21 protein-coding genes, 1 tRNA gene and 1 pseudogene are annotated in these 25,138 nt (G+C 60.0%); 8 read left to right on the top strand and 15 right to left on the bottom strand.

Features of this window, described 5'->3' with window-relative positions; translation table 11 throughout:
* Window positions 1-246 precede the first annotated feature (246 nt).
* From G8E10_RS21710 to G8E10_RS21690, 5 genes and pseudogenes are all read left to right on the top strand, one after another.
* Window positions 247-323: transfer RNA gene (locus G8E10_RS21710), tRNA-Arg, on the top strand.
* Window positions 324-368: 45 nt separating this feature from the next.
* A pseudogene (locus tag G8E10_RS21705) lies at window positions 369-657 on the top strand (ABC transporter substrate-binding protein); the annotation flags it as partial.
* Between the two features lie 159 nt (window positions 658-816).
* Window positions 817-1,680, top strand: a complete 864-nt coding sequence (locus G8E10_RS21700) for a hypothetical protein (protein ID WP_167130633.1) — start codon at window positions 817-819, stop codon at window positions 1,678-1,680.
* Window positions 1,677-2,519 carry a hypothetical protein gene (locus G8E10_RS21695; protein ID WP_132662742.1) on the top strand — a complete coding sequence of 281 codons (843 nt, stop codon included), beginning with the start codon at window positions 1,677-1,679 and terminating at the stop codon, window positions 2,517-2,519. The genes G8E10_RS21700 and G8E10_RS21695 overlap by 4 nt, the downstream gene beginning before the upstream one ends.
* A 7-nt stretch (window positions 2,520-2,526) precedes the next feature.
* A complete protein-coding gene (locus tag G8E10_RS21690) occupies window positions 2,527-3,141 on the top strand; it encodes a GNAT family N-acetyltransferase (RefSeq protein ID WP_281517725.1) in 615 nt (204 codons plus the stop codon).
* 995 nt (window positions 3,142-4,136) lie between these two features.
* Here the strand turns inward: G8E10_RS21690 and G8E10_RS21685 are convergent.
* The 6 genes from G8E10_RS21685 to G8E10_RS21660 form a co-directional block, all read right to left on the bottom strand.
* A complete protein-coding gene (locus tag G8E10_RS21685) occupies window positions 4,137-4,682 on the bottom strand; it encodes a kinase (protein WP_167130632.1) in 546 nt (181 codons plus the stop codon).
* Between the two features lie 215 nt (window positions 4,683-4,897).
* The gene (locus G8E10_RS21680; RefSeq protein WP_167130631.1) at window positions 4,898-5,887 is read right to left on the bottom strand and encodes a carbon-nitrogen hydrolase family protein; all 990 of its coding nucleotides are present in this window, start codon (window positions 5,885-5,887) and stop codon (window positions 4,898-4,900) included.
* A 177-nt stretch (window positions 5,888-6,064) separates the two neighbouring features.
* Window positions 6,065-6,763, bottom strand: a complete 699-nt coding sequence (locus tag G8E10_RS21675) for an alpha/beta fold hydrolase (protein WP_167130630.1) — start codon at window positions 6,761-6,763, stop codon at window positions 6,065-6,067.
* Window positions 6,764-6,838: 75 nt separating this feature from the next.
* Window positions 6,839-7,252 carry a GNAT family N-acetyltransferase gene (locus G8E10_RS21670; protein ID WP_132447716.1) on the bottom strand — a complete coding sequence of 138 codons (414 nt, stop codon included), beginning with the start codon at window positions 7,250-7,252 and terminating at the stop codon, window positions 6,839-6,841.
* Between the two features lie 499 nt (window positions 7,253-7,751).
* Window positions 7,752-9,569 carry a methyl-accepting chemotaxis protein gene (locus tag G8E10_RS26250; RefSeq protein ID WP_110801751.1) on the bottom strand — a complete coding sequence of 606 codons (1,818 nt, stop codon included), beginning with the start codon at window positions 9,567-9,569 and terminating at the stop codon, window positions 7,752-7,754.
* A gap of 236 nt (window positions 9,570-9,805) precedes the next feature.
* The gene (locus tag G8E10_RS21660; protein WP_167130629.1) at window positions 9,806-10,135 is read right to left on the bottom strand and encodes a hypothetical protein; all 330 of its coding nucleotides are present in this window, start codon (window positions 10,133-10,135) and stop codon (window positions 9,806-9,808) included.
* 305 nt (window positions 10,136-10,440) lie between these two features.
* Between G8E10_RS21660 and G8E10_RS21655 the strand changes: the two genes are divergently transcribed.
* Complete coding sequence (locus tag G8E10_RS21655; protein ID WP_167130628.1) at window positions 10,441-10,617, top strand: hypothetical protein; 177 nt, start codon at window positions 10,441-10,443, stop codon at window positions 10,615-10,617.
* A gap of 140 nt (window positions 10,618-10,757) precedes the next feature.
* Here G8E10_RS21655 and eutC read toward each other — a convergent pair whose 3' ends face one another.
* Both eutC and G8E10_RS21645 read right to left on the bottom strand, forming a co-directional pair.
* Window positions 10,758-11,549 carry an ethanolamine ammonia-lyase subunit EutC gene (gene eutC, locus G8E10_RS21650; protein ID WP_167130627.1) on the bottom strand — a complete coding sequence of 264 codons (792 nt, stop codon included), beginning with the start codon at window positions 11,547-11,549 and terminating at the stop codon, window positions 10,758-10,760.
* A gap of 1 nt (window position 11,550) precedes the next feature.
* Window positions 11,551-12,933 carry an ethanolamine ammonia-lyase subunit EutB gene (locus G8E10_RS21645; protein ID WP_343289843.1) on the bottom strand — a complete coding sequence of 461 codons (1,383 nt, stop codon included), beginning with the start codon at window positions 12,931-12,933 and terminating at the stop codon, window positions 11,551-11,553.
* 352 nt (window positions 12,934-13,285) lie between these two features.
* On the opposite strand from G8E10_RS21645, the gene G8E10_RS21640 reads away from it, so the two are divergent.
* On the top strand, window positions 13,286-15,991 hold the full coding sequence (locus G8E10_RS21640) for a glycosyltransferase (RefSeq protein WP_343289842.1): 2,706 nt from the start codon (window positions 13,286-13,288) through the stop codon (window positions 15,989-15,991).
* Between the two features lie 130 nt (window positions 15,992-16,121).
* Here G8E10_RS21640 and G8E10_RS21635 read toward each other — a convergent pair whose 3' ends face one another.
* Genes G8E10_RS21635 through G8E10_RS21610 form a run of 6 tightly spaced genes read right to left on the bottom strand, consistent with a single transcriptional unit; the run spans window position 16,122 to window position 22,462 of the window.
* Window positions 16,122-16,877, bottom strand: a complete 756-nt coding sequence (locus tag G8E10_RS21635; RefSeq protein ID WP_167130624.1) for an ABC transporter ATP-binding protein — start codon at window positions 16,875-16,877, stop codon at window positions 16,122-16,124.
* Window positions 16,874-17,707, bottom strand: coding sequence for an ABC transporter ATP-binding protein (locus G8E10_RS21630; protein ID WP_110733810.1), 834 nt, complete (start codon window positions 17,705-17,707; stop codon window positions 16,874-16,876). Before G8E10_RS21630 ends, G8E10_RS21635 begins: the two co-directional genes overlap by 4 nt.
* Window positions 17,704-18,633 carry an ABC transporter permease gene (locus G8E10_RS21625; RefSeq protein ID WP_167130623.1) on the bottom strand — a complete coding sequence of 310 codons (930 nt, stop codon included), beginning with the start codon at window positions 18,631-18,633 and terminating at the stop codon, window positions 17,704-17,706. Before G8E10_RS21625 ends, G8E10_RS21630 begins: the two co-directional genes overlap by 4 nt.
* Window positions 18,630-19,703 carry an ABC transporter permease gene (locus G8E10_RS21620; protein ID WP_165910703.1) on the bottom strand — a complete coding sequence of 358 codons (1,074 nt, stop codon included), beginning with the start codon at window positions 19,701-19,703 and terminating at the stop codon, window positions 18,630-18,632. The genes G8E10_RS21625 and G8E10_RS21620 overlap by 4 nt, the downstream gene beginning before the upstream one ends.
* A gap of 9 nt (window positions 19,704-19,712) precedes the next feature.
* The gene (locus G8E10_RS21615) at window positions 19,713-21,356 is read right to left on the bottom strand and encodes an ABC transporter substrate-binding protein (RefSeq protein ID WP_167130622.1); all 1,644 of its coding nucleotides are present in this window, start codon (window positions 21,354-21,356) and stop codon (window positions 19,713-19,715) included.
* 44 nt (window positions 21,357-21,400) lie between these two features.
* Window positions 21,401-22,462: a dipeptidase gene (locus G8E10_RS21610; RefSeq protein ID WP_132662728.1), complete on the bottom strand. Its 1,062-nt coding sequence runs from the start codon at window positions 22,460-22,462 to the stop codon at window positions 21,401-21,403.
* A 308-nt stretch (window positions 22,463-22,770) separates the two neighbouring features.
* Between G8E10_RS21610 and G8E10_RS21605 the strand changes: the two genes are divergently transcribed.
* Window positions 22,771-23,985, top strand: coding sequence for an alpha/beta hydrolase (locus tag G8E10_RS21605; protein WP_281517724.1), 1,215 nt, complete (start codon window positions 22,771-22,773; stop codon window positions 23,983-23,985).
* Between the two features lie 108 nt (window positions 23,986-24,093).
* Here G8E10_RS21605 and G8E10_RS21600 read toward each other — a convergent pair whose 3' ends face one another.
* Window positions 24,094-25,137, bottom strand: a complete 1,044-nt coding sequence (locus tag G8E10_RS21600) for a Gfo/Idh/MocA family protein (RefSeq protein WP_165916961.1) — start codon at window positions 25,135-25,137, stop codon at window positions 24,094-24,096.
* Window position 25,138: the final 1 nt, after the last annotated feature.

The raw sequence follows: 25,138 nt of genomic DNA, 5'->3' as shown, positions 1-25,138 counted from the left end.
CCACCGCCCGATACCCTCCCCGAAACCCCCGCATCCCGTCCTCCCGGCCACAGCTGCGCCGTTGACCCACCAGCGGGCCCGTCATCCAAATCCGAGAACATCTACGCCCCACGCCCCCAACCGGATCTCCACCGCCACCTCACCAAACCCACCCCACCTGATTTTCCACCAATCCCTCTCTTCCCCATTGATGCCGACCCAAACCTAAGCTATGAACCCCTCATCCACCCGGCAAAGCCGGTTGCTGCACCCGTAGCTCAGCTGGATAGAGTGTTGGATTCCGATTCCAAAGGTCACAGGTTCGAATCCTGTCGGGTGCGCCATTTCTCTTTCCTAATTTATTGTATTCATTTCCATTTTGGTGATAAAACTACTTATACGGGGACAACGCTCCCGCAACGCGCTGATCAAAACGACCAATCCTGAAATGACCGATGGCCAGATCGATATGCCATCGACAAGATGAAGCACTACCGGATCGTGGATAGCGGCGATGCGCTGGACAAGGGTATCGGCTGCATAACCGTCGAGCGCTACAAATGGCTTGCAGAGGAGCTAATAACAGCGAAACTGTTCAAGCCGGATACCGATTACACCAAGGCCTTCGACACCCGCTTTTCCTGCAAGGGCGTGGGTCTGAGATTGAAGACATCGTAGTCCGCTCGGAGAGGCTTTACAGAAGCCGGTCGCGAAACTTAATTTTTGCGACCGGATTTCACGAACAGGCATGGGATGTAGGTTTCCTGCAGCTAACAGGCTCAGTTTATAGTAATTGAGCCGTTCCTGCGCCGTCTTTATTATCGGGACCCAATTTTAATGGACAGGATACTTTTCTCTCTTCCGGTGCATGATCGGCCGGATATTGTTCGCGATCAGATTGAGAACATTAATTACTTCTGCCCCGGATCTTTAATCTGCGTGCATGTGGCCGACGGCGCCGCTGCAAGTCGTGATGAATTCGCGCGTGCCTGCGATTTCGAAAACGTCGTTCTCAACCCGCATTCTCTTGGTTTCACCCTGTCCGATGGACTGATGCACACGCATGTCAGCAATTTCCTGCATATGCTCGATACGGGGCTGCCCTTCGACAAGGTCGTGCTGATCTCTTCTGATGAAATGCTCGTCAAAGACGGTCTCGGTGACTATATTTCCAGATACCCGCTTGGCGTACATGCCGAGGTTCTCGATCTCGCCACCGACTGGGGCGTGTTCAATCCGGAGCTTTTGCAGACTGCCGCAATGCAGGGGTTTCTGAAGACACTCGGGCTTCCCCTTTTTTTCGGCGGTCAGGCAGAGGGGCAGTTTTTCAGCAAAAGCATCTTCGGCCTGTTGACGAAGCTCTTCATGGAAAACTTCCCGATGAAGCCTTGTGGCTTTCCAACCGAGCAGGTTATCGGGCCAACCATGGCCGCTCGATATTTCGTGACCCATACCAATGGCGTACCGCCGGTCACACTTTCAAACAAGTCCAACACCCTGGTCATCTCGAACGAGGTCATCGCACAGGTCCGGAGCGGCAAGGGCACCATCTTTGCGAAACGACGCCCGGGTGCGCTACGGTCTCCTCATATAGGTGCATCTGTGCTGAAAGGCGTTTTCAGCGTCACGCATGTTCCCCGTGAGGATTGCGATCTTCGCCGACATATTCGCAGTCTGATGATCCAGGACGCAACGCGATGATATTGTTTTCTCTTCCCGTGCATGAAAAGCCGGAAATTGTCCGGGATCAGGTCGAAAATATCCGCTATTTCTGCCCTGAGGCTCTCATTTGCATCCACGTTTCCTCCGGTGCTACGGTCGACAAGGACGAATTCCGCCGTCAGTGCGATCTGGAAAACGTTTTCGTCAATCCCAGTTCCTATGAGACCATCTGGTGTGAAGGACTGATGCATACGCATGTCAGTAACTTCCTCCATGCTCTTGAACAGGGACGCCGCTTCGACAAGGTCGTGCTGCTCTCCTCCAACGAATTGCTGGTGAAACCCGGACTTGCCGCTTACGTGGCAGACTATTCGATCGGCAGCCAGACCGAGATCTATGACACAGCCACTGACTGGGGATCGTTCCGTTCGGACGTGCTGAGTGCGATCCCGATGCGCAAGTTCCTGTCAAGGCTCGATATGAAGGGTTATTTTGGCGGGCAAGCGGAAGGGCAGTTCTACGATACGAAGATCTTTGCGCATATCACCAGGATGTTCATCGATCACTTTCCAATGGCACCGTGCGGCTTCCCCAGCGAGGAAGTTATTCCGCCGACCATTGCAGCCCATTATGCCATGAATGGTATGGACGCAGCCTTACCGATAACGTTCTGCGACTACTGCACGAACCTCGCCATCTCAACCGAGATCATCGATCAGATAAGAGCGGGTACAGGGACAGTTTACGCCCGCCGTTATCTCAAGGCCTTGCGGTCCCCTCACATGGGCATCTGCTCGATGCCGGGCGTCTTCAGCGTCAAGCGCATTCCCCGTGAAGACTGCGATCTGCGCCGCTATGTGCGCAGCCTGATGGTTTGATTGCCATATGACCGACCAGCGCCATCCGCTGCACCGGGTTGGCCGCAAGCGTTCATTGCGATATCGGATCAAGAATGCCAACAAACGCCGCAAAGTATGGAATAGGACAATGGCATCGATCCGACCGATCAACGATGACGACATTGAGCATCTTTCGGAAATTGAGAGGTCTGCCGCGCAAATCTTTCGGAAATGGCCCGGATTGGAGTGGCTGGCGGAGGGAGATGTAATGTCCGCAGAGAGGCATCGTGAACTGGCACTACGCCATTTCAGTTGGGTTGCCGTTGATGAAGACGACTTTCCGACCGGCTTCTTGAGCGCCGAACGCGCGGGCGATGAGATGCACATCTCGGAAATATCCGTCTCTGCAAACCGTCAGGGCGAAGGTTTTGGTTCGGCATTGCTTCAGAAAGCTATCGCCGAGGCGCGGGACAAACGCCTTTTGGCGGTTACACTCACGACGTTCTCCGAGGTACCTTGGAATGCGCCATTCTACCAGCGGCTGGGCTTCCGGAAATTAGCAGCCGACGATGTCGGGAAGAGATTGAACGGGCTTCTTCAAGCGGAGGTTGATCATGGGCTCCCGATTGCTCAGCGATGCGCGATGCGCCTCATGCTTTGACAATAGATGGCCGTGACCGAGGTCTGGTTAGGGCCGATACTGTTGGAAAAACCCCAGCGCGTGGCACCCGGAGCGACTTCAATACCAGCAGCGAGGAATAGTATTCCCTCTGTCGCCAATGGCTGAACAAGATTGCGCCACGCACTTCACATTGGTGCTCTTGCGTAACGCCATTTCAGGCGGCACGAGGGCTTATACTTTGACGAAGTTTTTTAACAGTATCCACCAATTGTGGACATGTCGGCTATCGTTGTAGAAAAGTTGAAGCTGCAAAGTGCTTGAAGAGAGGGGAAAAGAGGTTGAAACCCTATGATAATTAGAATCGCGCAGTTGCTCGACTTGGATCGCGCAAATGAACTGTCGTCGCTGCGGTCCGTGTCTAAAATCGTTGTCGCGAGGATCGCAAGGCGTTACCCCAGAATTTCTCATCAATACCTTGAGTTTATTCGTGTCGTCGGGGTAGGCTCAACTACGCGAGATTTTTATATCTACGAGCCAGAGCCCGCGTCGGCCGTCAAACAGCATCCATCCTTTCAGCTTTACCAGTCTGCCGCCTACCGTGCTTTGTCAGGGCGACGATCCGACGGGCATCCTATCCCCGCCGATGCGGTTTCTATTGCGGACAGCGGTGCCTCATGGAGGTACTGCCTTTGCCCCTCTCTCGGCGACGGGGTCTACTGTCTCGACATGGCTGGTCCCACATTCGAGTTGGAGGCTGACAACTTTTTTTCTTTTATCGCAAACACCGTGTGCGTGAACTAATTCAAAACTTTCCTCAGGGTATTGCGCACCGTAGCAAATCAATAACGCCACGAAATCTAAGCAGATCACCCGAAATTAAAAAAGGAATAGGCGAAGTAAAAATACATTACTATATTGGTATCTTCAATATAACTTGCTTCGTTTTAAATACTCTGAAAGCTATTCAATTGAAATGCAGACTGGAAGATCTTGATCAAAACGCATCTGAAAAATGATTTCTCGGCGCTTAACCTTTAGCGAGAGACGTCATTCGCCGACCGAGGCTCCCAGCCACAATTGGCAATGACCTCCGCGACCGTATCGGCCAAAGGCTGGTCGGGTCCGATAATCAGTTCCTCAACACCGGCTAGCGCGTCATCATCTTGCCACCACTGTCGCATCTCGATCTCACCGAATTCGGCGGCCTCAGCCTTCGTTTTGTGCCTCCTCAGCGTTTCGTCAAATGAAATTTTGTACCGGTAGCAGCATGATTTACCGTTGTGGCAACAAATCAGCCCTCTAAGCATGTCGCCGTAAATATCATCGCGCAAAATCCCCTCAATGATCACATGGAGCCCGCGGTTTAAGGCGAAACGAGCGGATACATCTATGTAGTCGGCTGCTAGCGATGGTTTGATGTCTGGAACGTGTAAAATATTGCGGCGCAACACGTCTTGACCGATAATCGCAATACCACGAGGACGTCTATTGCGAATAGCCATCGCGAGAGCGGACTTCCCGCTTCCCGAATTTCCTCGGATCACAATGAGCCGCGACTGCGCGTTTCCGATCAATTCCAAGGCTTATTCCTCGTGTACTCTCGTATTTAATTCTTTTCGCCATTCGCGATTAAAGGTGTGAAAGCTTGACCCTATGCTCGTGCTCGCTCCCCTGACCAATAATCTCGGATGTTGCTCAATATGTTCGCCGAGCTTTCGAAGCGCTGCGAACTCGGGGTTTCCGCAACGTCGAAATGTTGTCGGGGCCGGAGGTCGCCCCGATCATTGACGATTAGCTAAAAGAGATTTCTGTCATCACTTCTCGGATCACCTTCTATGTGATGAGGAGTATAGAGATCGTTGCGAGCCTTTCGCCGCCACGGCCGCGCATGGCTCTCCGGGTTGGTTTTAATATCTGCAACGACGATAGCGGGTAACCCGTTCATAGGGCACTGCACCGCCCACTGCCCATTCGGCGAAGCGATGCCCGAGGGAGCGGCCGTGCTCTGAGGTGCAAGGGTAGAATAGCTGACCCAGTACGTATTACTCGCGGCATGCCCCAACACCTCAGCGGCAAATGCCAGAGCATTGGAAGGGCTTTCTCCTGCTGTCGAGAACAGGACACAATCGACATCAAGCTTCTCGTACTCGATGAATATCTCGGGATAGTGCGCTTCCATGCCGACCGCGCAGCCGAAACGGACGCCATCCACCTCAAAAGTCACAGGGGTCTTCCCAGGCGGGTACATGAACGAGATTTTCGTGTTGGATAGCAAGCGCTCATCGTAGCGCGTCACCAACTCCCCACGATCAGAAAGAACATATAGGCTGTTATGCGGCCGGTGCGGCGAGGTGAGTTGATGGACGGAACCGAATATCGTCCAAAGTCTAAGCTCGCTCGCAAGTCTCCTGGTCGCTTCCAGCTCCTTGTGCAAAGCCCCCCATTCGAAGCGCGTCCAATCAGAAGGCCCAATTTCCCCTGGGCTGGTTTCGGACATGATCCGTTTATGTGGCCAGCAGGTTGTTCCTTCGGGGAAATGTAAGAGGCGAGCCCCGGCCGTATGGGCTTCATGCATAAGGCGGCGCATCTCCGCTCCACTAGTATGGAGCGCCGCAATGTCACGAGGATCGTTGAACAGGGATGTTTGGGCTACCGCCATCCGTATTGAACGGATCGCAGGCGCGTCCGAAGGTTGCCGGACATGTTGAAGAGCTGCGGTGTAAGATTCGCCGGTTTTGGCTGCACGAGCACGCACGCGGCGTTTAAGATTTCCGTTTTGGGTCATGATCTGGCTTTCACGTCCCGGACGCAGTCCCCCAGCAACCCGCCCGGCACGATCGGACCAAGACAAGCGGCCAGAGACGAAAGTCCCTTTGCCTCCGTTCAAGACCATGCTGGGGAAGGTCTCGGAGGTTGGGCGCAGGCCACGCCGAAACAAAGATGTCCAGCGGCTCCTGATTCGTCAAGCTGCCTCCAAAACTTCGCAAATAATCGAATTGATCGCCTCCGGCTTTTCCATCGGTACGTAACGACCGCAATCCGGGATAATATGCAGGCGGCCGTGTTGCGCCATTTCTGCCTGTTTTCTGCTGGTTTTAAGCCCTGGTGCAACATCCTCCGATCCGGTGACAACCACCACTGGCCCCGGAAAATTCGAAAGAACATCATCTCGGCTTGGGCGCGTATGAAAAATCGTAACGCCCCGCGCCACGTCTTCCAGAGGCTGGCGCATGGTGATGCACCTCGCCCCCTCGACTATTCCAGGCGGAGTCTCGTTCGCGAATAGAGGCTTCCAAAATTCGCCCCACGCGGCCTCAAGTCCCTTTTGGTACAGCGTCTCAAGCGCCAAAGCATGGGACACGGGGTCTAATCGACACACGGCCTTGGTTCCGATTAGAACGAGGGCGGCGACGCGATCCGGCGCAAGAGCGGCAACTTCCAACGCGCAAGACCCGCCGACCGAACAGCCAACGACGACAAGGCGCTTGGCCGTCGTCAGCGCCAATACTTTTTCCGCCCAAGATTCAATACGGTCCCCGAATGAATAGAGAGTGGGGGCATAGGTTGCTCCCGGTAGGAGTTCCATCTGCTCGGCCCACATCGTTCCGTCCAGAGGGAGCGCATGCAGCAGCAACAGCTCCAGCTTAAGGTCAACCATCATCCACCCTATCGATCAATTCGCAAAACTCCCGAATTTTGCTCGATAGGCTACTCCGACTTTTGCAACGCTGCAAAATTAGGAGGTGTGCGACCGGAGAGAGATCAACCCAGCTGCCGTGTGACGGAAGCCACACTTCCGGTAGAGTGTCTCAAGGTGGGGCTCGAAGTCGACATGCAGCCAATGGGCGCCGCGTTGTCGAGACAGCGTTGTTGCATCCTGAATGAGCTGGCTTGCGATACCTTGTCTCCGGTGGTGAGGATGAACGCATGTATCGAGAATAAACGCATGGCCACCGCCGTCCCATGCGACATTTACAAATCCGATAATCCTATCTTCCTCGTACGCACATACATGAGCGAGGCTGCGTGAAAGTATAGTAGCAAGCGAGTGTGGTGCAGGACTGCCCCAAGCCGCTAACCAGAGCGTGTTCAAATCGCCGTAGGACGGATAAGGATCTATCCGATATTCCAAACCAGCACCTCCTTTCATATCTGTCTGCTTTATCCGAAGATTTTGTTCAATACGTAACTCGACTTCTTAACGCTACAAAATTAGAATTTTTGCGACAGCCCGTCCGCTTTGGGCCGGCGACGAGCAGCCATGAGTTCCAAGGGTTCATCGGCCGGTAGGCGAAAACGCCGATACGAGGCGTGAACAGACACATGCACAACCTCACTTTCCGATCAGATTATGCTTATTCCATAAATGGCCTGCGGGCGTTGGGCAGCTTGATCCTCAACATCTTGGGGGTTGATATCAAACCGTTGGATCGACTCGGCCATTTCCCTCTCATGCTCGGCATCCGACGTCCGTAGCGAGAGCAACCGATCAAACCCGACACCGAACCTACCAAGGCCTTCGATACCTGCTTCTCCTGCAAGAGCGTCGGTCTCGACCTTACCCCGGAGCATCGAGCCTCCGAAGTTCCGGACACAAAAAAACCGGCCGAGCGAACGCGGCCGGTTTTCGGGTTGAAGGGCTTTGAGCCTCAGGCGGCGTAGCGCTGGTGGGTGTTGGAGGAGCGGCCACCCAGGGTGAAGTGGGAGATCAGTTCGCGCAGGCGGGCGCTTTCGCTGGCGAGTGTGCTTCCGGCGGCGCTGGTTTCTTCCACCATGGCGGCGTTCTGCTGCGTTACCTGGTCCATCTGGTTGACGGCGATGTTGACCTCGGCAAGGCCGGTCGACTGCTCGCGGGCCGAGGTGGCGATGGCCTCCATGTGGCCGTTGATCTCGATCACATGCGCCTCGATCGTCTTCAGCACGTCGCCGGTGTCGCGCACCAGCTTGACGCCGCTTTCAACTTCGGCCGTGGAATTGCGAATGAGATCCTTGATTTCCTTGGCGGCCTTGGCCGACCGCTGCGCGAGTTCCCGGACTTCCTGCGCGACGACGGCGAAGCCGCGGCCGGCTTCGCCGGCCCGCGCCGCCTCGACGCCGGCGTTCAGCGCCAGCAGGTTGGTCTGGAAGGCGATTTCGTCGATCACGCCGATGATCGAGGAGATCTGGCTCGACGAATGTTCGATACGGCCCATGGCGGTCACGGCCTCGGCAACGACTTCGCCCGATCGGGACGCGCTCTTGTTGGCGTGCGACGCCACTTCGCGGGCCTCGTTGGTGCGCATGGAGGACTGACCGACATTCGCGGTGATCTGGTCGAGTGCGGCGGCCGTCTCCTCCAGCGAGGCCGCCTGCTGCTCGGTGCGGCGCGAGAGGTCGTTGGCGCTTTCGCTGACTTCGCGGGCTCCGTTGTCGATCTGGTCGGCAGCCAGGGCAACGGCGCCGAGCGTCTCGTCGAGCTGGGAGACGGCTGCATTCAGGTCGTGGCGGAGAGCTTCGAAATCCGGGGCGAAGGGTACGTCCAGACGGAAGGAGAGATCGCCGGCCGCCAGACGGCGCAGGCCGTCCGCAAGGCTCGATGTCGCCTGATCGAGACGCGCCTGCGCGGCACGTTCGGCCTCGGCCGAATGACGCTCGCGGTCGGCCTCGGCGGTGCGCCGCAGGGATTCGGCCTGGTTCTGGAGCTCCTTGTTGCTCACAGCTGCAGCCCGGAAGACTTCGACCGCGCTGGCCATCTGGCCGATTTCGTCGGAGCGCTGGGCGTAGGGAATCGCACTGTCGGTGTCGCCCTTGGCAAGGCCCGTCATCGCGGTGGTGATCGCGTGGATCGGGCTGGCGATCCCGCGCAGGATGTAGAGCGTCGAGGCGATGAGAAGAGTCGCGACGATGCCGATCAGGATGAAGGTCAGCACGGTTGCGTCGGCCGAGGTCGCATGCATGAGGTTGGTGGACTCGGTCACCTGCGTGGTGTTTTCAACGATCAGTTCGTCGAGACCCGTCTCTGCGGGTGTGATGATGCCACCCATGGATTCGAGCATGCCGTTGGCCTGCTGGAAATTGCCCACCTTGGCGAGCGCGATCATGTCATCGCCGGCCTTGCCGTAGGCGGCGAGGCTGTCCGTCACGCGCTGCAGAAGCGCGCGCTCGGAATCGGAACCGATGTAAGGCGTGTAGACCTCCACAGCACGCTGGATACGGAGGCGCGCTTCGCTCAGAAGCGCTTCAGCCTTTTTCGTCGCTTCCGGCGTCAAAGCCGCGAGATACTGGAAATAGCCGAGCCGCATGGACACGAGCTCGATGCGGATATCCTTGACGGCCGAGACGGCCGGAAACACGTCCGTGACGACATTGTCCGAAATCGCTCGCGTTTTTGACAGCGATTGCAGCGTCACGACGGAGAAAATCGCCGTGAGGACGGCGATGGCGGCGAAGATGCCGATAAGCGATGTACGGATGGATGGCCTTGTCACGAAACACCTATAATGGACGGACGCACATCCGCCCGGCCATCATGACCAGGGAAGCGCAACGGCACCGACCTACATCGCGGCGTTTCGCGGCAGTATGCTGTTCAACCCTTAAGTTTAGGTAACGCAGGATTTTCTAATATTAGAATTATCTGTTTTTCTGCAGCATCCTCCGAAGCATGCAAAGCCTGACCGCAGGAATGCACGAGAAGCGGCAAAACGATACTGAATACGTACACTCAGCGGTCCGATAGGCGGGTGGCCGTTTCCGCCTGCTTGCCGGCACCTGCAGCACCGACAATGGCGAGGTAGATCAGAGCGCCGACCAGGGTCAGCGGCCAGAATACGTAGGCAAGAATGGTCAGCGGCCAACTTGCATTGCGAAAGTCTCCGCTTTCGTAGAAGGCCATTGCGACGAGGGCCAGAACGACAAGACAGCCGAACCACATCCACGCCATCATCACATAGGAGACGTAGAGAAGCCCCCAGAGAGCCAGCGACATCAGAATGGCGGCAAGAAGCGCCATCAGGCGCAGCGTGGGTCGAAACCCGTATCGACGATGTCGCATGCCTTCAAACCTCCGGCCACGCGGATGAAACCGCCAGCGAAATATAAGTGAAGGCTATCACAGTGCACACGGCCGGCAACAGACGCAAGCCTTGTTTAAGTTAGTTTATGTTTACCTTAATCGGAGAAACGGCGGCAAAAGCTTGGGCAGCGCTGAGCCTTCGCATACAACCCGGCACATGCCGAAGACAGCACCTTCACGTTGCGATAAATGCGCTTGGCCACGACATCGTGCGCTTTAAGCTTGCGTCCTTGCCCGGCCTCCTATTATTTAAGTCAGCGTTGACGAACTTACCGGGAACACCGATGCCAGCCTGGATCTTCTCCTGCGAATTCTCTCTTCTCGGATGGGCCGCACGTCGGCCGGACGAGGTGTCACGTTTCGCCCCGACGCTACGCATCTTGGCGCTGGCTTTCGCCGTCTTCCTGTCGCTGGCCGCCTGGGCCCTCATCATCGCCGCTATCGTCTGGCTCATTCCCTGAGCATTGGATCCAAGGTCCGATCAGTGTCGAGGGATATTGAGTACGCCACGAAAGCTCGAATGCGCGCGGTGTCGCAGGCCACATTCGGGACGGTATGGTCATCGACATCGACGCTTGAAAGGCTACCCCGCCGGTAAGGATCAGCCTTCGGCAGCGGCGCCGATCAACGTTGCCTCTTCTTCCTTCAATGCAACGCCGCTCAACTGTCGGCGCAGGGACTCGTTCACGAGCCACATGGCCTTGCGGGCGGCAAGTGGCGGAACAAGGCCGCCCTCGCGAATGTTGGAAATACAGTTTCGCTCCGCATCCGAGCGTCCGGGCAACGGCCCATGCGTCAGGTAGACGCCGAGGCTATCGGCCGACGACAAACCCGGTCGCTCCCCGATCAGCACCAGCACGAGACGCGCCCGCAGAAGCGCGCCGATCTCGTCGCCGACGGCCACGCGCGCGTTCTGAACGAAGGTGACCGGACCGACCGTTAGGCCAGCGCTGTGCAGAAGCGGCAGGAGTGCAGCCAGAAACGGCACGGCATTCACATGCACCGCCGTGGCCGAAAGACCGTCGGCAACGACGATCCCGATATCGACACCCTCGGTCTGCAAGGCGTCCAGACGCTCACGATCGTCATCGGCAAGCCGGCGTCCGAGGTCGGGCCGCCGGAGATAGGTCATCCGGTCCGGTGCAGCACTGCGGACCGAGACGCTCCGATGGCCGATGGCCTCCAATGCGTTCGCCAGGGTCTCCACGTCGAAGTCCGCATGCACCGCATCGCGGGCGCGGGCATGCGCATAGGCAAACTTCAACACCTCTTCCGTCGGCATAGACGCACCGACGCGGCCGAGGCCCACACGAGCGTCCGTCAGCGCGGTCAGTGCCCTATTCCTGTTCTCCGGCAAACGGGCCGCATGGGCTGCTTGAAGATCCTTCGCCATATCAGGACGCCTCCAAAATGGTGAGCAAGGGATGGTCGAGCCCATGATGGGTCAGTTGACCGGCAGCGTCCGTCAGCCCCATGCGCTGCAGCCACGCCTCGAACTCCGGCGCGCGCTTGAGGCCGAGAACCTCGCGGATGTAGAGCTGGTCGTGGAACGAGGTCGACTGGTAGTTCAGCATGATATCATCAGCGCCGGGAACACCGATGACGAAGTTGACGCCGGCCGCCCCCAACAGCGTCAGGAGCACGTCCATATCGTCCTGGTCCGCTTCGGCGTGGTTGGTGTAGCAGATGTCGCAGCCCATCGGCACGCCGAGCAGCTTGCCGCAGAAATGATCCTCCAGCCCTGCCCGCACGATCTGCTTGCCGTCCGCCAGATATTCCGGGCCGATGAAACCCACGACCGTATTGACGATCAGGGGATCGAAGGCGCGGCAGACGGCATAGGCGCGGGCCTCGCAGGTCTGCTGGTCGACGCCGTGATGGCCACCGGCCGAGAGCGCGGACCCCTGCCCCGTCTCGAAATACATGACATTCTCACCGACGGTCCCGCGCTTGAGCGAAAGGGCGGCGTCGCGCCCTTCCCGCAGTACGTCGAGCGTCACGCCGAACGACTGGTTGGTCTTCTGCGTGCCGGCCACCGACTGGAACACCAGATCGACCGGCACGCCCCGCTCGATCATGCCGATCGACGAGGTCACATGCGTGAGGATGCAGGTCTGCGTGGGAATGTCGTAGCGGTGCACGATCTCGTCCAGCATGTGGTTGAGGTCGCTCAGCACCGCAATGTTGTCGGAAGCGGGATTGATGCCGATCACCGCATCGCCGCAGCCGTAAAGCAGCCCATCGACGATGCTGGCCGCAATACCGCGCTTGTCGTCATAGGGATGGTTCGGCTGCAGCCGCACCGCCATCGTGCCGGCCAAGCCGATCGTGTTGCGAAAGCGCGTGACGACGCGACATTTCCGGGCGACGAGAATAAGATCCTGGTTGCGCATCAACTTCGACACTGCCGCGACCATCTCGGGCGTCAGCCCGCGAGACAGCGCGGAGAGAACGGCGGGGCTCGCGACCGGCGTCAGCAACCAGTCCCGAAACTGCCCGACCGTCATGTGCGCAACCGGACGGAACGCGGTCGCGTCATGGCTGTCCATGATCAGCCGGGTAACATCATCGGCCTCGTAAGGAATAAGCGCCTCGGTGAGAAACTGCTTCAGCGGCACGTCGGCAAGGCACATGCGAGCGGCAACGCTTTCTTCCGCGCTCGACGCCGCGACCCCGGCCAGCACATCGCCGGAGCGCAGCGGCGTGGCCTTGGCCATCAGCTGCTTCAGGTCGGCAAAGGCCCACAGGGTTCCCCCGGCAATGATGCGATAGGTCACGCGTCGTCTCCGCTTCATGCATCCGGACGACGACCGCCGAGCGGCACTGCGCGTAACCCGGATCTCGCCATTCACTTCAGGACAGTCTGATACAGACCACGGTACGCCGAGCACCGCAAGGCGGAAATCGCTGCGGCGCACAATGCTTGCCGCACCGCAAGGAAAAATCACTTTCTTTGTTCAATGTGTTAGCCGTGACGGACCATAATTCGGGGCCGACGGAAGCCTGTCCTGCCATCGGAAAGCCTTGATATCCTTTGACAGTCAGTGCAGGTGCACTCTAAGAACACCGCATCGAACGGGCGCCCACGGCGCATATTTCATCTTTCAGATTTTCATTTCGAGGATATTCATGGCTGCCGGAAACTGGTTGGACCTCTTGAAAGGAACATCAAGCAAAAGCGCGACAGCGTCCCTCTTGCAAAGGGCGGATGCGGCGAACGCCGTCCACAATTGGACAGAAGCTGCGCGTCTCTATGAACAGGTCCTCAAGGCCGATCCAACGAAAGTTGCGATCTGGATCCAGCTCGGTCATTGCCGTAAGGAAATGGGCGACATCGACAGTGCCAGAAGCGCCTATGTGACCGCGAGCGAACTGGCGCCCGGTCAGTCTGAAGCCTACTTCCACCTCGCGCATATGCTCCGCTTTCGCGGCGACATGTGGGGTGGATACGAGAACTTCCTCAAAGCCTTCGAGGCCGACGGCAACCCGGAAGCCGAGAAGGAACTGGGCCTGATGCTCGGTTCGGAATATTCCTATCCGGAAACGATCCGGATGATCGACGAGGTCTTCACCACGGAAGACTATCTGGAGCTGAACGGCGATATCGCGTCGGCAGGCGTCGATCCACGGCTCCACTACATCCTGTTCGGCTGGAAGGAAAAGCGCTCTCCCTCCCATATCTTCGACCCGTGGTATTACGAGCGCCAGTACCGCAATTATTTGAAGCCCGGCACCATGCCGCTGCTCCACTACGTCAAGAACCGCAGCAAGGGCTTTCGCGGCAACGCGCTAAGCGAAAAGCGCTGGTTCACGGCAAAGGCGCCGGAAAGCGACGCGTGGGACGCTCTCTCACCGGCCATCCTCGGCAACAAGACGCGCGCCGTCGTCATCCTCCCGGTCTACAAGGGCTACGACGAAACGCTCGCCTCGGTCTATCATGCACTCGCAGCACGCGGCGATGCGGCCTACAGCCTCCTCGTCATCAACGACTGCGGACCTGACAAGAAGCTCAACACGGAACTGGCACGCCTCGGCGAAAAGGGCCTGTTCGACTATCACCTGAGCGAGAAGAACCGCGGCTTCGTCCAGACCTGCAACCACGCCATCGCAGATCTCTCGGGCGGCCTCGACGTGGTGCTCCTCAACTCCGACGCCTTCGTTTTCCCCGGCTGGTTCGAGCGGATGATCGCTCATGCCGACAAGGATCCGCGTGTCGCCACCATCACGCCGCTCTCCAACAATGCGACGCTTTGCAGCTACCCGCTGCGCGACAAGAACAACCTCCTGTCGCTCGAATGCACGCCGGCCGAAATGAACGACATCGCCGGACGCGCCAATGCGGGCGTCGCGGTGGAGGCACCGACCGGCGTCGGTTTCTGCTTCTACATGCGCCGCTCGGTCATCGAGGAGATCGGCGCTCTCGATCCCGTCGCCTTCAAGGTCGGCTATGGCGAAGAAAACGACTTCTGCATGCGCAGCCTGAATGCCGGATACAAAAATCTGCTCGCCTGCGACGTCTTCACCTTCCACGTCGGCTCCGTCTCCTTTTCCTCCTCCAAAGCGGAGAATTTCGATGCCGGACAAAAGGCCCTGCTGCGCAAGCATCCGAACTACCCGTCGCTCGTGCGCCATCACTTCGAAGCGGACCCGGCACTGACGGCCCGCCGCACGCTGGATCGTGCGCGGCTGATCGACATGGCCAAGGGCGCCGCGTTGATGGTCACCCACAACTGGGGCGGCGGCATCGACACATACCTGAAAGACAAGGCCGCCGAATTCTCCCTGCTCGGTACCAAGTCGCTGATGATGAAGGTCCATGATAACCACATGGTCTCCTTCTCGCAGGACGACATCTACGTGCCGAACCTCGTGGACATCGACATGCGCACGGAGATGGCCTTCGTGCTGCAGTTGCTCGCCGACCTTTCCCCGAGCCGCATCATGGTGAACTCGTTCGCCGGCCTGACCTGGGAATTCCACAGCGCCCTGCTCGCATCGCTCTCCGGCCTGAGCGCGGAAAAGACGCTGGTGCTGCATGATTACTCGGCCATCACCCACCACTACCAGCTGATCCGTCCCGACCAGATCTACGCCGGCCTACCGACCATGGCGGATCTGCGCCAGTGGGCGCTGATGAAGAACCCGCAGGCGACCGACCCCTGCGATCCCGACATCCGCCACGCCGCCTACAACGCGTTTCTGGTGGATGCCAAGGTCGAGTCACCCAGCAAGGCGTCGGCCGAGATCTTCCGGACCTTCTTCCCGAAGGCCGATATCCGCGTCGTCCCGCACGAGGAAACATGGGACGTCCTGCCCGATGTTCTGCCGCGTCGCCCGGACGGGCAGATCCGTATCAGCCTCATCGGCGCCATCGGCTCTCACAAGGGCAGTGATATCCTGCTGGCATTGGCCAACGACTCCCGCGACCGCTATCTTGGAATCGACTACAGTGTGGTCGGCTACACCAATAACGATGAAGCCCTCGCAAAGGCCGATGTGGAGATCACCGGGGCCTATACGACGAACGAGGAAGCCTTCATCGAGCTCGAGCGCATCCAGCCCGACATGATCTTCATCCCCAGCGTCTGGCCGGAAACCTTCTGCTATACGCTGTCGATCGCGCTGAAGACCGGTGTCCCCACGGTTGTCTTCGACCTCGGCGCACAGGCCGATCGTATCCGCGAGGCCGGCACGGGCCATATCCTCGACCCGAAGCTGATCAACAGCCCGACTGCCCTGTCGGACGCGCTTCTGGCGCTGGCGGAAACCAGATCGCAGCCCGCCACGACGGCGGCGGTTACGACAGAACCTGCCCGGAAGAGCGCGTCTCACTGAGATCGGCATCCCCGCGTGTCTGAAGAGACACGCGGGGATGCGTTTGCACGAAAAGCACGCAGACGCCGGCACGCCAAATAGGGCCACCGATCCCACACACCTCAAATGTCTTGATAGACGGCGCGTACCGTCAAGCCTGCGTCCGGACGAAGCCCTTGCTCGCGACCATCAGGTTGCGCGTATAGTCCGCTGTGATCCGGCCTTCGACGAGATCGGACGCACTCAGATGCTCCACGACCCTGCCGTTGCGCATGACGGCGAGCTGGTCGCACATATGCGTCACGACGCCGAGGTCGTGGCTGACCATCAGGAAGGTCAGGCCCCGGTCGCGCCGGATCTGCTCGAGCAGATTGAGCACCTCCGCCTGCACCGACGCATCGAGCGCCGATGTCGGCTCGTCCAGAAGCAGGATCGAGGGTTCGACGATCAGTGCCCGGGCAATCGCCACACGCTGCCGCTGCCCGCCGGAAAGCTGGTGCGAATAGCGGAACCGGAAGCCTGTCCCCAATCCCACCTCGTCCAGCGCCCGCGCGATGCGCGCTTCGGCGTCGGAAATGCCGTGGATCGCCAGCGGCTCCTGAAGCAGCCGGTCGATGGTCTGGCGCGGATGCAGCGAGCCGTAGGGGTCCTGAAAGACCATCTGGACGTCGCGATAGAAGGCTTTGTCGCGCCGGCGCGGCTCGAGCGTCTGGCCGTTGACCTCCAGCGTGCCGGAGGCAACCGGCGCAAGGCCCGCAATCGCCCGCAGCAGCGTCGACTTGCCGGAACCGGACTCGCCGACGAGACCATAGGACTGCCCCTTCTCGACCGCGATGCTGACGCTGTCGAGCGCCTTGAAATCCTCGTAGATGACCGTCACGTCGCGTGCGGAAACGGCAATGCTCATAGGGCCCACTCCGGCTTGCGGTCGAGGACGGGCAGCGGATGCCGGTCGTTGCCGATGTCCGGCATGCAGGACAGCAGCCCTTGCGTATAGGGATGGCGCGCATTGCGCAGATCGGCGGCTGCGATCTCCTCGACGATGCGGCCGGCATACATGACGATCACCCGGTCGCAAAAGGACGACACCAGCCGCAGATCATGGCTGACGAAGATCAGGCCCATGCCCCGCTCGGACACCAGCTTGTCGAGAATGGCGAGAACATCGAGCTGCACCGTTACGTCGAGGGCCGAGGTCGGCTCGTCGGCGATCAGCAGTTCCGGCTCGGCGATCAGCATCATCGCGATCATCGCGCGCTGCCCCATACCACCGGAAACCTCGTGCGGATGCAGGTCGAAGACGCGCGCAGCGTCGCGGATCTGCACGGCCTCCAGCATGGCGATCGCCCGTTCCTTGGCCTCGGAAGACCCGATCTTGCGATGCGTTCGCAGCGTTTCCACGATCTGGCGACCGATGGTCATGACAGGATTGAGCGAATATTTGGGGTCCTGCAGGATCATGGCGACACGGTTGCCGCGCAGGTCGCGCCTCTGGCGTGGCGACGCCTTGAGCAGATCGATGCCATCGAAGTTCAGCGTCTTTGCCGTGATCCGCGCATGCGGTGGCGTCAGGCCCATGATGGCACGTCCGGTCTGGGATTTGCCCGAGCCGCTCTCCCCGACGATGCCGAGGCGTTCGCGCCCGAGCGAAAACGTCACCCCGCGCACGGCCTCCACCAGCCCGGTCCGTGTGGGAAAGCTGACGCGCAGGTCCTCGACGGTCAGGAGCGGGCTCATTGTCCGGCCTCGCGCGGGTCGAGGGCGTCGCGAAGACCATCGCCCAGAAGGTTGAAGGCAAGGCTGACGAGCAGGATCGCAATGCCCGGCATGGTCGCCACCCACCACTGGTCGAGGATGAAACGACGGCCGGACGCAATCATTGCGCCCCATTCCGGCAGCGGCGGCTGAGCGCCGAGCCCGAGGAACCCGAGGCCAGCGGCCGTCAGAATGACGCCCGCCATATCGAGCGTGATGCGCACGATCAGCGACGACAGACACATGGGCATCACATGCAGCAACACGATGCGCAGGGGCGACGCCCCCATCAGCCGCACGGCAGCGATGTAGTCGGCATTGCGTACCGTCATGGTTTCGGCCCGTGCGATGCGCGCATAGGGCGGCCAGGAGGTGATGGCGATGGCGAGCACCGCGTTCTCGATCCCCGGCCCGAGGGCCGCCACGAGCGCGAGCGCCAGCACGAGCTTCGGGAAGGCGAGAAAGATATCCGTGATCCGCATCAGCACCGCATCGACCCAGCCCCCGGCATAGCCGGCGACAGCACCGACGATGAGTCCGGTCGGTGCGGCGATGACGGCGACGAGGATGATGACGAACAGCGTCAGTCGGGAACCGTGCAGAAGCCGCGACAGGATATCGCGCCCCTGTTCGTCCGTGCCGAGAAGATAACCGGGCGAGCCCGGCGGCAGCAAACGCGCGCCGGCGAGATTGCCGATGACGGGCGAATGGGGCGACAGCACGCCGGCAAAGATCGCCATGAGGATCAGCAACATGAGGATGCCGAGACCGACCAGCGCCAGCCGGTTGGCCGAAAACCGGCGCCAAGTCATGTAAGCCCGGCCGAGCCGCGCCTGCGTCCGCGATTGCGGCCGGTCGGAAAGAAGCCAGTCGCGCCGGCTCATGGGAACGGATGGTACAGCCGTCATCGCGCGCGCGTCCTCGGGTCGAGCGTCCGATAGAGAATATCGGACAGGATATTGATGGCGATGAAGATGGAGCCGATCACGATCGTGCCACCGAGCACGGCGTTCATGTCGGCATTCTGCAGCGAATTGGTGATGTAGAGCCCGATGCCCGGCCAGGCGAACACCGTCTCGGTGAGCACGGAGCCTTCCAGAAGGCTCGCATAAGACAGCGCGATGACGGTGACGAGCGGCACGGCGGCATTGCGCAGCGCATGGAACCAGATGATCCGCGTCTCCGAAAGTCCCTTTGCCCGGGCCGCGACGATGTATTCCTGCGACAATTCATTCAGCATGAAATTGCGCGTCATCCGGCTGATATAGGCGAGAGAGACATAGCCGAGCAGGCTTGCCGGCAGGATGATGTGGCGGAAGACGTCGCGGAACACGTCCCACTGCCCTTGCCAGAGCGAATCCAGCAGGAAAAGCCCGGTTCTGGGTGTGAAAGTATATTCGTACACGACATCGATGCGGCCGGGAAAGGCAACCCAGCGAAGCTGCGCATAGAACAAGAGCAGCGACAGGAGCGCCAGCCAGAAGATCGGCACGGAATAGCCGATCAGCCCGACGATGCGCACGGCCTGGTCGATCAGGCTGCCGCGCTTGACCGCCGCCAGAACCCCCAACGGCACGCCGATGAGGCTGCCGATCAGCGTTCCCAGCGTCGCAAGCTCGACGGTCGCCGGCAGGACGCGGCGGATGTCGGTCATGACCGGATTGGTGGTGAGCACCGACGTCCCGAAATTCCCCTGCAGCGCATCGCCGAGATAGCGAAAGAACTGCTGGTAGAGCGGCAGGTTCAGCCCCATCTCCTCGCGCACCCGCTCCACCACATGGGCGGGCGCCCGGTCGCCGAGAACGGCAAGCACGGGATCGATCGGAATCACCCGGCCGATAAAGAAGGTCACGGCGAGAAGGCCGAGATAGGTAGTGACGATGACCACGAGGAAGCGCGCGACGATCGCCGCCCGCCCCCGCGCCCGGGCGCCTTTCGAGCGCCCGGCCACCATCTGCGACGTTTCGGGAAGGGTCATGCGGTCGGCCTATTCCTTGGTGACGCCACCGAGGAAGGTCGTGTCGAAGCTCGGGCCGAGCTTGAAGTTCTGCACGTCCTTGCGCACGCCCGCCACTTCCGTCTGCTGGTAGATCATCGTGAAAGGACTGGTCTCAAGAAACTTCTGCTGGATGTCGCGATACATAGCAGCGCGCTTCTCACTGTCCTTCTCGGTCAGCGCCGCCTTCGCTTCTTCAGTCAGCGCCTTCGGCACGTCCCAAGCATTCCGCCAGGCGAGCGTCTTATTTTTCCCCTCGTCGGAATTGTCGTAATTGATCGTGAAGGTCTCAGCGTTCGAATTCGGGTCGAAATAATCCTGGCCCCACTGCCCAATATATATGTCGTGGGTCCTGGCTCGGAATTTCGTCAAGGTCTGCTTTCCGTCCCCTGGAATAATGTCGATCTTGATTCCAGCCTGCGCCGCTGTCTGCTGAAACGATTCCGCAATCCCCGTGATCGGCTGGATGCTGCGCACGTCCATGGTCACCGTGAAGCCATCGGGCAAACCAGCTTTTGCCAGCAGTTCCTTAGCCTTTGCGACGTCGAGCTTATAAGGCTTGGCATCGAGCTCACCCAGAACGCCCTTCGGCAGGAATGTCTGATGGACTTCTCCAACGCCCTTAATCAAAGTCGAGCCGATTGCGTCATAGTCGACAAGATACTTGAAGGCCTCAATGACCTCGGGCTTGGCCAGATTAGGATTCTTCTGGTTCTGGCTGATGAAATAGACAGTACCTTTCGGAGCGCTATCAAGCTTCAGGTCGGCGTTGCCGGAGATGGCATCGAGATCGTTCGGCTCGATGTTGCGGGCGATATCCACGTCACCATTCTCGAGCGCCAGCCGCTGGCCAGAGCTTTCCTTGAGATGGCGATAGATCACACGGGCAAGCTTCGGCTTCTCACCAAAATACGTATCATTACGCTCGAGCACGACGACTTCGTTCGCGCGCCATTCGCGCAGCTTGAACGGGCCGGAGCCAGCAAAATTGGTTTTCAGCCAGGCATTGCCGAAGTCATTGTCGTATTTGCTCTCTGCGCTGACCGTCACGGGAGCCACGTGTTCCAGCACCAGCTTCTTGTCCACGACGGAACCAACCGTCGCCGTCAGGCAATTCAGCACGAAGCTGGGCGCATAGGCCTTATCGACAGTGAACGAGAACGTGGTTGGATCGACCGCCTTGGCTTTCTCGGTAACATTCTCGCCATTCAGGCCGAACTGCGTGAGAATAAACGCGGGGCTCTTGTCCATCTTGATGACGCGTTCGATTGACCATGCCACGTCTTCGGCGGTGATCGGATTGCCCGAGGCAAACGTCATGCCCGGCTTCAGCTTGAACGTGTAGGTCAGGCCATCGTCGGAAACCGTCCAGCTCTCGGCAAGGTCACCCTTCACTTTCGACGTATCGGCAAGATCGAGCCGGACGAGCAGGCTGTAGGTGTTGGCGGTGATTTCGGCCGTCGAAAGCTCGAAGGCCTCGCCCGGATCCATGGAAATGATGTCGTCGATCGCCCAGGCCTGAACCAGCGTGTCCGCGGGCGTTGCGGCATAGGCGGGTGCGGCCGCCGTCATGATGAGGGCGATCGCCGCCCCTGCCGTCAACCGTCGCATCGTCGTGCCGAAAGTATGCATCATCGCTCTGTCCCCTTTGTCATTCTGGCCTTTGCGGCCGTTGATCGTCAGCCTTGGTCGGTCTCGTGCCAGACCTTGGAAAGAACACGCAGCCAGTTTTCCCGGCAGAGTTTTGTAAGATCGTCCTCACCATAACCGGCGCTCCGCAGAGCGGCAATGAGGTTCTGGTTTCCACCCGCATCCGAAATCTCGGCAGGAATCGTTGCCCCGTCGAAGTCCGATCCGAGCGCGACGCAGTCGATTCCCATACGCTCGACCATGTAGTCCACATGGCGCACCATGTCGGAGAGCGGCGTCGCCGCATTCTCCTGGCCGTCCGGGCGCAGCATGGTCGTGGCATAGTTGAGGCCGGCCAGTCCGCCGCTTTCGCGGATCGCGTCCATCTGTTTGTCGGTCAGGTTCCGGGCCACGGGCGTCAGCGCATGGGCGTTGGAATGGCTGGCGATCAGCGGTGCCGTGCTGGCCTTCGCCACATCCCAGAAGCCCTTCTCGGTGATATGCGCGAGATCGATGGCGATGCCGAGCCGGTCGCAGGCCCGCACGAGCGCGAAACCTGCATCCGTCAGGCCCGGACCGGTGTCCGGGTCCATCGGATAGGCGAACGGCACGCCGTGGCCGAAGATGTTGTGGCGGCTCCAAACGGGACCGAGCGACCGCAGGCCGGCCGCGTAGAACGTCTCGAGTGCCGCGAGATCGGCATCGATCGCCTCGCAGCCTTCCATATGCAGCACGGCTGCGAAAATACCGTCCGCCATCGCCTTGCGGATCTCTGCCGTCGTGCGGCAGAGGCGCCAGGCTTTCGCCTGATCGAGGCGCAACGCGATGGCCGCAAATTGCAGGGCGATCTCCAGCGAGGGGCCACGCTCCAGCGGCGCCGACATCGGCGTCACATAGTGTCCGTTCGCATCCGGCTGTTTAAGGATCAGGTCGCCCGAGGGAATGTAGATGGCGCAGAGGCCACCCGCGAGACCACCCTTGGCTGCGCGTGGGCCGTCGATATGCCCGGAGGGCGTGCCATCCCGGAATTCAGCAACAGGATCCTGCCCACCCCGTGCGTGGCTCCAGAGCCGCAAGAGCACATCATTATGCCCGTCGAAAACTGCCTGCATTATCGAAAAACCTTCTAAAACAGGACATTACTCATCACATGACGCGCTGGATGCCTGTCGGCAAAATGAATGCTAGACAATGCGGCGAAGGCTTGCAACGGCGAACTGCAAACAAAATGGGCAGTGCACAGGAGAGACCCGGCGTGGCATTCGGGTGACGGTATCCCAGCAATTTGCGATGGACCAAGAAACGGTTTTCCGTGGCGCTTCAAATCTGGCAAGTCTCGGGCGAACAGATGAAGGGTTCCGTCATGATGACAGAGCAGCGGACAGGACGTCCGGCACCGTCCCTCTCCAGAAGCCTGCGCATGGTGAGTCTCCTCGCTTTGGCGCTCAGCCTGTCGGCCTGCGCCGGCCGGCCTGTCGGCGTGCTGATCCCCTCGGGCACCGCCCCTGGCGCAACCGAGGTCGACATGCTCGTGGCGACGACCCGCGCACCCTCGCAGCAGGCCGGCGTTCTCTATGGCGGCGAGCGTGGTACGGAGCTTTCGGCGGCCGAGATCGTCGTCTCCATCCCGCCGGATAAAAATCGCAAGATCGGTCAGGTGCAATGGCCGAAGCGCCTGCCGGCCGATCCCTCGAAGGAATTCTCGACCGTCTCGGTGACGCCACTCGCCGAGCGCGCGGAGGTGGAGACATGGACGCGCGACTCGCTGCCGAAAAGCCGCCGCGTGCTGATCTTCGTCCACGGCTTCAACAATCGCTACGAGGACGCGGTCTATCGCTTCGCACAGATCGTGCACGACAGCCGCGCCGACGTGGCGCCGATCATCTTCACTTGGCCGTCACGCGCCAGCATCTTCGACTACAATTACGACAAGGAAAGCACCAACTACTCCCGCGACGCGCTGGAAGACCTGCTGCGCCGCACCGCCAATGACCCGCGCATCTCCGACGTGACGATCATGGCGCACTCAATGGGCTCCTGGGTCACCGTCGAGGCGCTGCGCCAGATGGCGATCCGCGACGGCCGCGTCGCGCCGAAGATCAACAACGTCATCCTCGCCTCCCCCGATCTCGACGTCGATGTGTTCGGCAAGCAGTGGGAGGCGATGGGGCCGAACAAGCCGAAATTCACCCTGTTCGTCTCACAGGACGACAGGGCGCTCTCCATCTCGCGCCGCATTTCCGGCAATGTGGAACGCCTCGGTCAGATCGACCCGACGCAGGAGCCCTACCGCACCAATCTCGAAAAGGCCGGCATCACCGTTCTCGATCTTACGGCGCTCCAGACCGGTGACCGCCTCAACCACGGCAAGTTCGCCGAAAGCCCGGAAATGGTCAAACTGCTCGGCAACCGCCTGATCGCCGGCCAAACCGTCACCGACAGCGATATCGGCCTCGGCGAACGCGTCGGCGCCGTGGCGCTCGGCACCGCGCAGACGGTGGGCAGCGCCGCCAGCATCGCGGTCAGCACCCCGATCCTGATCTTCGACCCGAAAACCCGCGAGAACTACCGCGGCCAGGTGGATCGCCTTGGAAGATCGGTCGGCGGCACGCTGGAGACGGCAACGGGGCAGTGATCCGTAGTATATGATAGCTGTTGCCTCCGGTCTTCGAGCCGGGGGCGACGTTCTTCTTTGCGCACATCCGTTAAAGCGTTGCAACCGAACGCCGGCCAAACGCTGCGCTCAAACAGCCATCTCCCGCCGTTCCCGCTCCGTCTCCAGCGCAAGGTCAAGCACCTTCTGCAGGTCGGCGGCGTGGCGGAAGCCGGGTTCGGCGGTCTTGCCGACCTTGATGGCGTCGATGAAGCGCTGGTAGTTGGTAAAGACGGTGCCGGGGTCGATAACCTTCCAGATGCCCTTTTCCACATCGTCGCCGAGGCAGGCGCGCAGCGTCGCGCCGTCGGGCGTGTGCACCACCTCCAGCGCGCCCTTGTCGCCATGCATCCGCAGGCGCAGCTCGTTCAGGTGGCCGACGGCCCAGCGGCTGGCATGGATGACTCCCATGGCGCCGTTGGTGAACTCGGCGGTCATGGTGAAGCTGTCGTTCGCATCGAGGTCGTACTCCCCGATCCGGTTGCCCGGCACCTTGTCGAAGGTCTTCAGCCGCGCGAAGACATGGTCGATCTCGGTGGCCGCGCCATAGCCGACGAAGTCGAGGATGTGGATGCCGACATCGCCGAGAACGCCATTCGAGCCATGCTTGGTCGAAAGCCGCCACAACCACTGCGACTCCGTCGCCCAATCGCCCCAGGCCTTGGACACGAGCCAGCTCTGAAGATAAGACGCCTCGATGTGGCGCACCTGCCCAATCTCGCCAGAGATCACCAGCTGCCGCGCCTTCTGCACGGCGGCGACGTTGCGATAGGTCAGGTTCACCATCGTCACGAGGCCGGATTTCTCCGCCGCCGTCGCCATCTCGTCAGCCTTGGCGAAGTTTTCCGCCAAAGGCTTCTCGCAAAGCACATGCTTACCGGCCGCCAGCAGCGCCAGTGTCGTTGCATGGTGCACGCGGTCCGGCGTCACGTTCGCCACGGCGTCGAATTCGCCCCAGGCGATCGCCTCGTCCAGCGACGTGAAGGTGGTGGGGATATCATGCCGCAGGGCGAAGGCGCGCACCCGGGCATGGTCGACATCGACGGCCGCGACCAGCACGGCGTCCGAGATCGTCTCGAAATTCATCGCATGCGTGTTCGCCATACCGCCGGTGCCGAGAATGAGGATCCGGATC

This window comes from Ferranicluibacter rubi, assembly GCF_011603255.1.
In the GTDB taxonomy this organism is placed as follows: Bacteria; Pseudomonadota; Alphaproteobacteria; order Rhizobiales; family Rhizobiaceae; genus Ferranicluibacter; species Ferranicluibacter rubi.
Note: the sequence above shows the minus strand (reverse complement) of the source record. Positions and strands in the feature narration are given on the sequence as shown.